The following is an 11295-nucleotide window of genomic DNA, read 5'->3' on the forward strand; positions in this document are numbered from 1 at the left end:
TCCGATCTGCCGGGTCGCGGCTGCGGCGGCCGGCCGCCGCGTTCGCGGCGGGGCGCTCCCGCGTCCGCCGGCTGCGCCGACGCGTCGTCGTCCAGCCGCAGCGTCAGCGAGATCCGCTTGCGCGGAATGTCGACGTCGAGCACCTTCACCTTGACCACGTCGCCCGGCTTGACCACGTCACGCGGGTCCTTGACGAAGGTCTTGGACATCGCGGACACGTGCACCAGACCGTCCTGGTGGACACCGATGTCCACGAATGCCCCGAACGCGGCGACGTTCGTGACGACGCCCTCCAGGACCATGCCGGAGACCAGGTCGGAGATCTTCTCCACGCCCTCCTTGAAGGTGGCCGTCTTGAACGCGGGCCGCGGGTCGCGGCCCGGCTTCTCCAGCTCCCGCAGGATGTCCGTCACGGTCGGCAGACCGAAGGTCTCGTCGACGAATTCGGCCGGCCGGAGTGACCGCAGTACCGAGGTGTTTCCGATGAGCGAGGCCACCTCGCCACCGCTCGTCCTCACCATCCGCCGCACCACCGGATACGCCTCCGGGTGCACGCTGGAGGCGTCCAGCGGGTCGTCGCCGCCGCGGATGCGCAGGAAGCCCGCACACTGCTCGTACGCCTTCGGGCCGAGCCGGGCGACGTCCTTGAGGGCCTTGCGGGACCGGAAAGGGCCGTTGGAGTCGCGATGCGCCACGATGTTCTCCGCCAGGCCCGCGCCGATGCCGGAGACCCGTGAAAGCAGCGGCGCCGACGCCGTGTTGACGTCGACCCCGACGCCGTTCACACAGTCCTCGACGACCGCGTCGAGCGACCGGGACAGCTTCACCTCGGACAGGTCGTGCTGGTACTGCCCGACACCGATCGACTTGGGGTCGATCTTCACCAGCTCGGCGAGGGGGTCCTGCAGACGGCGCGCGATCGACACGGCGCCGCGCAGCGACACGTCCAGGCCGGGCAGCTCCTGCGAGGCGAAGGCCGACGCGGAGTACACGGACGCGCCCGCCTCCGAGACCATCACCTTGGTGAGGCCCAGCTCCGGGTGCCGGGTGAGGAGGTCGCCGGCGAGCTTGTCCGTCTCACGGGACGCCGTGCCGTTGCCGATGGCGACCAGCTCGACCGCGTGCTCCTTGGCGAGGCGGGCCAGTTTGGCCAGCGACTCGTCCCACTTGTTCGCGGGCACGTGCGGATAGATCGTGTCGGTCGCGACGACCTTGCCGGTGGCGTCGACGACCGCGACCTTCACACCGGTACGGAATCCGGGGTCGAGACCGAGCGTTGCGCGCGTCCCGGCCGGGGCGGCCAGCAGCAGGTCCCGCAGGTTCGCCGCGAAGACCCGTACCGCCTCGTCCTCCGCGGCAGTGCGCAGCCGCAGGCGCAGGTCGATGCCGAGGTGCACCAGGATCCGCGTCCGCCACGCCCACCGGACGGTGTCGCCGAGCCACTTGTCGCCGGGCCGCCCCTGCTGGGCCACACCGAAGCGGGAGGCGATGATCCCCTCGTACGACGAAGGGTCGCAGAGCGGCTCCTCGGGCTCGAGCACCAGGTCGAGGACCTCTTCCTTCTCGCCCCGGAACATCGCGAGGATCCGGTGCGAGGGCAGCTCCGTGAAGCCCTCGGAGAAGTCGAAGTAGTCGGCGAACTTCGCGCCCGCCTCCTCCTTGCCGTCACGGACCTTTGCGGCCAGCCTGCCCCGCGTCCACATCCGCTCGCGCAGTTCGCCGATCAGGTCGGCGTCCTCGGAGAAACGCTCCGCCAGGATCGCGCGCGCGCCGTCCAGAGCCGCGGCCGCGTCCGCGACGCCCTTGCCCGCGTCGACGAACGCCGCCGCGGCCGCGAGCGGCTCGACCGAGGGGTCGCGGAGCAGGCCCTCGGCCAGCGGCTCGAGACCCGCCTCGCGCGCGATCTGCGCCTTGGTGCGCCGCTTGGGCTTGAACGGCAGGTAGATGTCCTCGAGCCGCGCCTTGGTGTCGGCGGCCCGGATCTGTGCCTCGAGCGCGTCGGTGAGCTTGCCCTGCTCCCGCACGGACTCCAGGATCGCCGCCCGCCGGTCCTCCAGCTCCCGGAGGTAACGCAGCCGCTCCTCGAGCGTGCGCAGCTGCGCGTCGTCGAGCATCTCGGTCGCTTCCTTGCGGTAGCGAGCGATGAACGGCACGGTGGACCCGCCGTCGAGCAGCTCGACGGCCGCCTTCACCTGCCGCTCCCGTACGCCGAGCTCCTCGGCGATCCTGCCTTCGATGGACGTCGTCACGGTTTCCCGACTCGCCTTCTCGTGCTCGCTGTGCTTGAGAGTGCATTGTGCCGGGTGGCCGGGTGCCGTGTCGCGTGCCTCCACTCGCGCGCCCCGGACGCGACGGATGCCGCCACTCGCGTGCCTCAGACGCGACGGGTGCGGCCACTGCGCGAGGCGCCACCGAAGAGCCGGGCCAGCAGCCGGAAGGGAAGCGTCACAACGGTGGCGATCGCCGAGCCGATCATACGCAGCGCGTCAGCTATGGAGCGGAGCACAATTGACCTCCAGGTTCGGGTGCTTGGGACCTGTCGGGTAACCGCCGTCACCCGCCGCCAAACGTCACCGCGCACCCGGTCCTTGTGGTCGGTCCTTGTGGTCAGTCCTTGCCGATCAGGTCCGGAGGGAACGCGCCGGCGACCGCCGCCGTCATCAGGAAGCCGTGCCCCAGCTCGGTGAGCCGTTCGACGCCCTGGGCCCCCAGGCGCTCGTACGGCGCGCGGTCCAGGCGGTCCGTGAGGTCCTCGAGCTCGCTCCGCAGCGCGGTGCCCGCCTCGGTCAACTCGCCCTCGGCGTCGAGCAGTCCGCGTTCCCGCAGCCGGTCCTGCGCAGCCTCCCAGTCGGCCCGGCCCCAGCCGCGTGTGGCGAGGATCCAGCGGGGCGCCATGCCCTTGCCCGTCGCGGTGTGGCTCACCAGCGCCTCGAGCGGGTCGAGACCGGAGGCCAGCAGGGCCGCGAGATGCCCGTCCCCGCGGTGCTCGCGCAGCAGCGTCGTCGCGTGCCAGTAGGCGAGGTGCGGCTCCGCCGGCACGGGCAGGTCCGCGTGGGCGGCGTACAGCGGCCGGGCGTGCCGGGTGCACGCCTCGGCGGCGCGCAGGGCGAGCTCCGCCGCCTCCGCCAGATCCGGGGAGGCGATCACGTCGTCGCCGAGCAGCCGCCTCAGGGTGGTGTCGGCGGCCCTCAGCCGCGCCCCGAGCACGGCCTCGGGGGACGCGATGTCCCAGACCGCCGGCAGGTGCTTCGCGACCAGCTCGTGGTTGAAGTTGTAGAAGGCGGCGGTCACCGTGCCCGGTCCGACGGCGCCCAGGGCGGCGCCGCGTCCCGCGAAGTACGCCGCGCTCGCGTCCTCGATGCCGAGGCGGCCCAGTTCCTCGGTGAAGTCCGGCGAGAAGTAGACCGTCGAGTGCAGCGGGTTGAGGGCGTTGTGGCAGCGGCGTCCCGCGCGCGGGTGGAGAGAGGTCATGGCGGCAGGTTAGCGACTGCTTAGTACGGCCGGAAGGGCGGGGCGGCGACGTCGCCCGGCCATGGCAGGAAAGGTGGGGTTCTCGTCATTGCGGCCATGCCCCGTGCGGCCAAGGATGGTGCCATGACACGAACCGTGCTGGTCGTCCTCTTCGAATGCGTGCAGGCCCTCGACGTGACCGGGCCGGTCGAAGTGTTCGACGGTGCCGGTCGGGCGAGCGGCGACCGGTCCGCGTACCGGATACGTACCGCCTCGCTCGACGGGAAACCGGTGAGGACCTCCAGCGGTCTCACCGTGGTGCCGGACGGCAGTCTCGCCGACGCACCGGCGCCGGACATGCTCCTCGTCCCCGGCGGCGAGGGCACCCGACTCCCCGATCCGCGCCTGATCGACTGGCTGCGTGACCACGCACCACACGCCGGACGCCTGGTCTCCGTGTGCACCGGCGCCCTGCTGCTGGCTCGGGCGGGACTGCTCGACGGCCACCGCGCCACCACCCACTGGATGGTCTGCGAGCACCTTGCTGCCCACTACCCGGAGGTCGACGTCCAGCCGGAACCGATCTTCGTCAGGGACGGCCGGCTCTCGACCTCCGCCGGCGTCACCGCGGGCATCGACCTGGCGCTCGCCCTGGTCGAGGAGGACCTGGGCCGTGATGTCGCGCTCACCGTCGCCCGCCACCTCGTCGTCTTCCTGCGGCGGCCCGGCAATCAGGCCCAGTTCAGCGCCCAGCTCGCCGCCCAGAGCGCATGCCGGGAACCGCTGCGCGAGGTGCAGCACTGGGTCACCCAGCACCCGGAGGCAGACCTGTCCGTCGACGCGCTCGCGGACCGCGCCGGTCTCTCGACCCGTCACTTCGCCCGTGCCTTCCACTCGGAGACGGGTACGACACCGGGCCGCTATGTCGAGCGCGTACGGCTCGAGCACGCCAGAAGGCTCCTGGAGGACACCCCGGACGGCGTCACGAAGATCTCCCGCGCCTGCGGCTACGGCACCAGCGAAGCCATGCGGCGCGCGTTCGTGAAGGCTCTCGGAGTGGCGCCCGCGGAGTACCGCCGCCGCTTCCGCGGCACCGCACAGACCGCCCCGCCGGCCAGCAGCCGGCCACAGAACTGACCAGCCACAGAACTGACCAGCCACAGAAGGGAACCGCCCATGCAGATCGCCATTCTGCTCTTCGACCGTTTCACGTCCCTGGACGCCGTCGGCCCCTACGAGATGCTCTGCCGCCTGCCCGACGCCGAAGTCGTGTTCGTCGCCGAGCGGCCCGGCCCCGTGCTCAACGACCGTGGCCAGCTCTCCCTCACCGCCGGCAAGACCTTCGAAGAGGTGCCCCGCCCCGACATCGTGCTGGTCCCCGGCGGTCCGGGCCAGAACGACCAGATGGAGAACGAGGCGCTGCTCGGGTGGCTCCGGTCCGTGGACGCGACCAGCACCTGGACCACGTCGGTGTGCACCGGCTCGCTGCTGCTGGGCGCGGCCGGGCTGCTGGAGGGACGCGAGGCGACATCGCACTGGCTCGCCCTCGATCACCTGGAGCGGCTGGGCGCGAAGCCGACCGGCCGCCGTGTCGTGACCGACGGCAAGTACGTGACGGCGGCCGGAGTCTCGTCCGGCATCGACATGGGGCTCACCCTGCTGGGCAGGGTGGCAGGTGAGGAGCACGCCCAGGCCGTGCAGCTGATGACGGAGTACGACCCCCAGCCGCCCTAAGGCGCGGGCTCGCCCGCCAAGGCGCCGGCTCACCTGGTCGAGAAGTTCCGGGCCGAGAGCCGCTTCTTCCTCCAGTAGCCACGCTCAGGCTCCGGTGCCCCCCGGCGTCCACGTGAATCGCGGCGCACGCCGCTCCAGGAAGGCGGCGACACCCTCGGCGGTGTCGCCGCTTCCGCGCGCCTGCTCCGCCCAGTACGCGTCGCGGTCGGTGCGGCCCGCGGTGAACTCCTTCGCGGCGCACTGCGTCAGCTGCGAGCGCGACACCAGGGTTCTGGTGAACTCGGCGGCCCGCCGGCCCAACGAGCCCTCGGGCAGCACCTCGTCGACCAGACCGGTGCGCAGCGCCCGCTCGGAGTCGATCAACTCGCCCGAGTACAGCAGGTACTTGGCCGCCGCCGGCCCCACCAGCGAGGCCAGTCGGCGCGTCGAGGCCGCCGGGTAGACGATCCCGAGCTTCGCCGGTGTCACGCCGAACAGGGTGTCGGTTTCCGCGAAGCGCAGATCGCAGGCGGCGGCGAGCTGGCAGCCGCCGCCCACGCAGTAGCCGCGCACGACGGCGAGTGTCGGTTTGGGGAACGCGGCGAGTGCCTCCTCCGCGCGCACGGCCAGTGCCTGCGGGTCCTCGCCCGGTGCACGCAGCGAGGAGATGTCCGCGCCCGCGCAGAAGGTCTCACCGGCACCGGTCATCACCAGTGCCCGTACGGCGGGGTCGGCGGCCTGTTCCTCGAGCAGCTCCGGCAGCGCGCGCCACATGTCGGCGGTCATGGCGTTGCGCTTGGCGGGGTTGCTGATCACGACGGTGGCGACACCGTCCGCGACGGTGTGCTGCAGCTGCGGCCGGTGGGGCTCGGGTGACTCCATGCGCCGGATGCTATCGGGAGGGACCGAACCCAAGATCAAGAAGGGGCCGGTCGTGAGCGGCGCCGGCGGCCGGCAGGCCGTCGGCACGGTCACCGAGCGGGGGGAGAAGCCGATGAGAAACGCCGACGAAAGACGCAGATAAGAGTGCTGAAACGATCGGTCCGGAGAAGCGGGCAGAAGGAGCTTCCGACCAGTCACACAACTGACCCTGTCATACGCATCCAGTCAAAAGGCGTCGATAGACGCTCACTTCCGTTCAGTGGTACGGCATGGAGCAACGGACTATCAACACTTGTTACTCCTAGGTCAGTGGGACGAGCCGAAGGTGGGTGCCGGACTATGGAGAGCCGCGGGAGCGTGCCTGCGCGGCCGCTGTCGTACGAGGGCGTCTGGCGGTTCACCGCCCCCGCTCTCGACGTGTCCGTCCCGCAGGCCAGGCATGCGGTGCGTGACCTGCTCGCCCGCCAGGGCGTGCCCGTCGCCGCCGACGTCGTGCAGGGTCTGCTGCTGATCGTCTCCGAGCTGGTCACCAACACGGTGCGGCACGCCGCGCTGCTCTCGCCGGAGGTCGCGGTCGAGGTGGCCATCGGCACGCACTGGGTGCGTGTCTCCGTGGAGGACAACCACCCCTACCGGCCCAAGGCGCTGGAGACCGACTCCGCGCAGACCGGCGGCCGTGGGCTTCTGCTGGTCCGTGAGATCACCCGGGAGGCCGGGGGGACCTGCGACGTGGAGCACACGGCGAGCGGCGGCAAGATCATCTGGGCCGAGCTGCCGCTCGTCTCCCAGTTCGCCGGCGGCACGACAACCGTCTAGGCGCCGCGCCGCCGTGGAACATGCGACCGGCCTCCGGCCGGTCCGTGCTACCAGCCTCCGGCCGGTCCCGTCAGCTCCCTGACCGCAGGCCGGGCGGCGTCCAGCACCGTCATGAACCACGCGGAGAACGGCGCCTCACGGTGCAGCTTCGCCAGTTCGTCGGGGGTCACGAAGGCCGTCTCGCCGATCTCCTCGGGGTCCGGTCGCAGCGGGGACTGCACCATGCCGACGAAGAGATGGTTGTACTCCTGCTCGACCAGCCCCGACTCCGGGTCCGGATGGTTGTAGCGGACCGTACCCGCCTCGGCGAGCAGCGAGGGCGAGACGCCCAGCTCCTCGTGCGTACGACGGGCGGCAGCCGCGAACGGCGCCTCGCCCGGGTACGGGTGCCCGCAGCAGGTGTTCGACCAGACACCGGGGGAGTGGTACTTGCCGAGCGCCCGGCGCTGCAGCAGCAGCCGCCCCTGCTCGTCGAAGAGAAACACCGAGAAGGCGCGGTGCAGTTGTCCGGGCGCCCGGTGGGCGGAGAGCTTCTCCGCCGTGCCGATGGTGTTGCCCTCCTCGTCGACCAGCTCGAGCAGGATCTCTGGTGATGTTCCGTTCGACGAACTGGTCGCCGCGGTGGCTGGTGTGATCGGCATAACCGTCCTTCGCATCGGTTCTCGGCCCGGCCGTCCTTCCGGAGGAAGGACCCTGGGCCCTGCTCAGTCTGCCGTACAAAAGCGGCTTGTCCGCACTTCGGCCGGAGCCTGGCATGTCCGCTCCGCGGCGTCGGAACGCGGCGGAGCGGACACGGTCGACAGGTCCGTCAGACACCGAAGGCGGCCGGATAGCGGACCGTGCCCTGCGGCGCGGACCGGGAGCCGTCCAGCATCAGCACCATCAGGGCCTCGGCCGGTACCTCGAAAGACGTCCTGATTCCGTGTGCCGAGGCGGTCACGAACCCGAACCTCGGGTAGTACTCCGGATGCCCGAGGACGACGACCGGCGACGCCTCGCCCCGGGCCCGCGCGGCATCGAGCACGGCCCGGACGACCGCCTGGCCCGCGCCCCGGCGCTGGTGCCGGGGCGAGACTGCGACCGGGGCCAGCGCCAGCGCGGGCGTATCGCCGATCCGGCACCGCGTCAGCAACGCGTAGGCGGCCACCGACCCGTCCGCCGCCTCCGCCACGTACGACAGCCCCGGCAGCCACGCCTCGCCGTCGAGCCGTAGCCGGTCCACGAGAGCGGACTCCTCCGGGGTGGGGAACGCGGCGGCGTTGACGGCCCGGACGGCCGGGATGTCGGCCGCCGTCTCCGGCCGGGTGCGCCAGCGCGCGTCGGCCGGACGCAGGACGTAACCGGTGTAGCCGAACTCCGAGCCGTGCTCCCGGCGCACGGCGATCTCCTCGCGGGTGGCGGCAAGGGCCTCCGCCATGCCGGGGAGCGCGGGGTCCGCGGCATCGGCACGCTCGCCCAGCGGACCGTAGTACTCGTCCCAGTCGCTCTCGGGCTGGCGGTACAGCCCGAGAACGGTGTAGCCGGCTCCGACGGCCGCCGAGCAGTTCGCGGCGGTCGTACGCAGCTCGTAGTGCTGGTCCCAGAAGGCGCGCGCCTCGGCCGAGGGGTTCTCGGCCGTCCACTCGCACTCGGTCAGGACGAGGCTGCCTCCCGGGGCGAGCAGCCGCCGCCATTTCGCGAGGGCGGTGTCGAAACCGATGCTGTAGGCGGAGCTCTCCGCCCAGACGACATCGAACGAGCCGTCGGGGAAGGGCAGTTCGCCCATGTCGGCGTTGACCGTGCGGATCGCGTCACCGAGCCCGCGGGCCGCGGCGCTGTGCCGCAGCTCCTCGAGGAACGGCTCGTGCAGATCGACGGCCGTCACGTCGGCTCCGGCCCGCGAGGCCAGCAGGAGGGCGGAGCGGCCCGGACCGCAGCCCAGGTCGAGCACCCGCGGACGCGCGGGCAGCGGCCCCACCAGAGCGAGCAGCCGCAGCGAGGTGTCGTCGGAACCGGGACCCTGCCGGGGAAGACCGTGGTGCAGGGCGAAGAAAGCGTTGTGCAATGCGTTGTCGGACAACGTGGGAACCCTTGTGTTCGGGGCTCCGGCCGACGTGCGCGGTCGGATCGGTGGGACCGGACCGGATCAGGGTCGGACGGAAGCCCGGAGGATGAGGAAGGACCGGGCGCTGCTCGGGGCAGCCTCCACTGCGACGGTCATCAACCTCAGCTCCTCTCAAGGGCGTAAGGGACTGGGATGCCCCTGCGGAACCCTAGCAGCCACGACGTCGCCCGACGTGGGAAGCGCAATGGCGGTCGGTCAGTGACAGAGTTTCGCCTCGTGCGCGGCGTGGCCGACGGGCTCCAGCTGGAAGGTGCAGTGCTCCACGTCGAAGTGCGTACCGAGGCAGCCCTGGAGGGCGTGCAGCATCTTCTCGTGACCCACCGAGTCCAGCACGTCCTGGCTCACCACCACATGCGCGGAGAGCACCGGCATCCCGGAGGTGATCGTCCACGCGTGCAGGTCGTGGACGTCCTCCACGCCTGGCAGGGCCAGTATGTGCGCGCGCACCTCGCCCATGTCGACACCCTTCGGGGCGGCCTCCAGCAGTACGTTCAGCGTCTCCCGCAGCAGCCGCACCGTGCGCGGAACGATCATCAGGCCGATCGCCAGCGACGCGATCGGGTCGGCGTACTGCCAGCCCGTCGCGAGGATGATCCCCGCGGACACCAGCACGGTCACGGAGCCGAGCGCGTCCGCCAGTACCTCGAGATACGCGCCCCGGACGTTGAGGCTCTCCTTCTGGCCGCGCATCAGCAGCGTCAGCGAGACCATGTTGGCCGCCAGGCCGATCAGCGCGAAGACGACGGTCAGACCGCCCCGGGTCTCCGTGGGCTCGACGAAACGCTCCACCGCCTCGAAGAGCAGGAAGCCGCCGACACCCAGCAGAAGAAGACAGTTGGCGAGCGCCGCGAGGATCTCGGCACGGGCGAACCCGAACGTGCGGTTCTGCCCGGCCGGCCGGTTGGCGAAATGGATCGCCAGCAGAGCCAGCCCGAGTCCCACCGCGTCCGTCGCCATGTGGGCGGCATCGGCGATGAGGGCGAGCGAGCCCGACAGCACGCCACCGACGATCTCCAGCACCATCACGCCGAGCGTGATGGAGAGCGCGACGCGCAGCCGTCCCTTGTAGGCCGCGGCCGCGGTACCCGTCGGCGGCGGCCCGCCGTGCGTATGCCCGTGGTCGTGCCCAGCCCCCATGTCGGTGCCCTTCCCTCGCTGCGCATGGTCGGTCGAGCCCCAAGTCAACTACGGGCGGGGGGTATGTGGCAACACGACGCTGAACACCGTTGTCATATGCTCTGACCTGCGGAAATGCTTGCAGGTCAGAGCGTCTAGGCGATCAGCGGGCGGCTGCTTCCGGGTGCAGGACGAGCCAGCCCTCCCAGGCGGAGGCGACCATCTCCTCCACCCCGTACGACGCCGACCAGCCCAGCTCCTTGGTGATCAGTTCCACCGAGGCGACCGCCTTCGCGGCGTCACCGGGCCGACGCGGCACGACCACCGGCTCCAGCCGCCGCCCGGTGACCTCGCCCACCAGATCGGCGAGCTCGCGCACCGAGACACCGACGCCGCGGCCGATGTTGACGGTGAGGTCGCCGGCCTCCTCGGCTCCGGCCAGCCGACGCGCCACCGCGAGATGGGCGTCCGCGAGATCGGCGACATGGATGTAGTCACGGATGCAGGTCCCGTCCGGGGTCGGGTAGTCCGCGCCGAAGATCCGCGGAGGCTCGCCGTGCGTGATCCGGTCGAAGAACATCGGGATGATGTTGAACACCCCGGTGTCCGCCAGTTCGGGGGCGGCCGCACCGGCGACGTTGAAGTAGCGAAGGCACGCCGTCGACAGGCCGTGCGCCCGCCCGGCCGCCCGGACCAGCCACTCGCCCGTGAGCTTTGTCTCCCCGTACGGGTTGATCGGCTCGCAGGCCACCGACTCGGAGATGAGATCGGTCTCCGGCACCCCGTACACGGCGGCCGACGAGGAGAAGAGGAACCGCCGCACACCGGCCGCGACCACCGCCTCCAGCAGCACCGTCAGGCCGTGCACGTTCTCCCGGTAGTACAGCAGCGGCTGCTCGACGGACTCGCCGACCTGCTTCTTCGCCGCGAGATGCACGACACCGGTGACGGCGTGGTCGACGAGTGTGCGTTCCACCACGTCACGGTCGAGCACCGACCCGCGCACCAGCGGAACGTCGGCGGGCAGCCGCTCGGGGATCCCCGACGACAGGTCGTCGAGCACGACGACCCGTTCACCGGCCGCCGCCATGGCGTGCGCCACATGCGCCCCGATGTATCCCGCTCCACCTGTGATCAGCCAAGTCATGACGGCCACCCTATGGGGTGCTCACCGGCGTTCCGTCCGGCTCCGGGCGGTGCGGCCGGTGCTCCAC

The 11295-nt window shown here is 71.2% G+C and carries 10 protein-coding genes and 1 pseudogene; 3 read left to right on the forward strand and 8 right to left on the reverse strand.

Annotated features, from left to right (window positions below; genetic code table 11):
- The 3 genes from ABZ070_RS12530 to ABZ070_RS12540 all read right to left on the reverse strand — a co-directional run.
- On the reverse strand, window positions 1-2249 hold a 2249-nt coding region (locus tag ABZ070_RS12530), incomplete at its 3' end, for a Tex family protein (protein WP_356632813.1).
- 125 nt (window positions 2250-2374) lie between these two features.
- Window positions 2375-2506, reverse strand: a complete 132-nt coding sequence (locus tag ABZ070_RS12535) for an LPFR motif small protein (RefSeq protein WP_356632815.1) — start codon at window positions 2504-2506, stop codon at window positions 2375-2377.
- Window positions 2507-2607: 101 nt separating this feature from the next.
- A complete protein-coding gene (locus ABZ070_RS12540; RefSeq protein WP_356632816.1) occupies window positions 2608-3471 on the reverse strand; it encodes a hypothetical protein in 864 nt (287 codons plus the stop codon).
- Between the two features lie 123 nt (window positions 3472-3594).
- On the opposite strand from ABZ070_RS12540, the gene ABZ070_RS12545 reads away from it, so the two are divergent.
- Both ABZ070_RS12545 and ABZ070_RS12550 read left to right on the forward strand, forming a co-directional pair.
- Window positions 3595-4587: a GlxA family transcriptional regulator gene (locus tag ABZ070_RS12545; protein ID WP_356632818.1), complete on the forward strand. Its 993-nt coding sequence runs from the start codon at window positions 3595-3597 to the stop codon at window positions 4585-4587.
- 39 nt (window positions 4588-4626) lie between these two features.
- Window positions 4627-5262, forward strand: a pseudogene (locus ABZ070_RS12550) (DJ-1/PfpI family protein).
- 6 nt (window positions 5263-5268) lie between these two features.
- Here the strand turns inward: ABZ070_RS12550 and ABZ070_RS12555 are convergent.
- Window positions 5269-6045, reverse strand: a complete 777-nt coding sequence (locus tag ABZ070_RS12555) for an enoyl-CoA hydratase/isomerase family protein (protein ID WP_356632820.1) — start codon at window positions 6043-6045, stop codon at window positions 5269-5271.
- A gap of 339 nt (window positions 6046-6384) precedes the next feature.
- Between ABZ070_RS12555 and ABZ070_RS12560 the strand changes: the two genes are divergently transcribed.
- Window positions 6385-6861, forward strand: a complete 477-nt coding sequence (locus tag ABZ070_RS12560) for an ATP-binding protein (protein ID WP_356632822.1) — start codon at window positions 6385-6387, stop codon at window positions 6859-6861.
- Window positions 6862-6908: 47 nt separating this feature from the next.
- Here ABZ070_RS12560 and idi read toward each other — a convergent pair whose 3' ends face one another.
- The 4 genes from idi to galE form a co-directional block, all read right to left on the reverse strand.
- Entirely contained in the window at window positions 6909-7502 is a 594-nt protein-coding gene (gene idi, locus ABZ070_RS12565; protein WP_356632824.1) for an isopentenyl-diphosphate Delta-isomerase, read from the reverse strand.
- Window positions 7503-7669: 167 nt separating this feature from the next.
- Window positions 7670-8920: a bifunctional class I SAM-dependent methyltransferase/N-acetyltransferase gene (locus ABZ070_RS12570; protein WP_356632826.1), complete on the reverse strand. Its 1251-nt coding sequence runs from the start codon at window positions 8918-8920 to the stop codon at window positions 7670-7672.
- A gap of 240 nt (window positions 8921-9160) precedes the next feature.
- The gene (locus ABZ070_RS12575; protein WP_356632828.1) at window positions 9161-10102 is read right to left on the reverse strand and encodes a cation diffusion facilitator family transporter; all 942 of its coding nucleotides are present in this window, start codon (window positions 10100-10102) and stop codon (window positions 9161-9163) included.
- A gap of 142 nt (window positions 10103-10244) precedes the next feature.
- The gene (gene galE / locus ABZ070_RS12580) at window positions 10245-11228 is read right to left on the reverse strand and encodes a UDP-glucose 4-epimerase GalE (RefSeq protein WP_356632830.1); all 984 of its coding nucleotides are present in this window, start codon (window positions 11226-11228) and stop codon (window positions 10245-10247) included.
- Window positions 11229-11295 lie beyond the last annotated feature (67 nt).

Origin of the sequence: Streptomyces sp. NPDC006283 (genome assembly GCF_040613325.1) — a bacterium.
GTDB lineage: Bacteria > Actinomycetota > Actinomycetes > Streptomycetales > Streptomycetaceae > Streptomyces.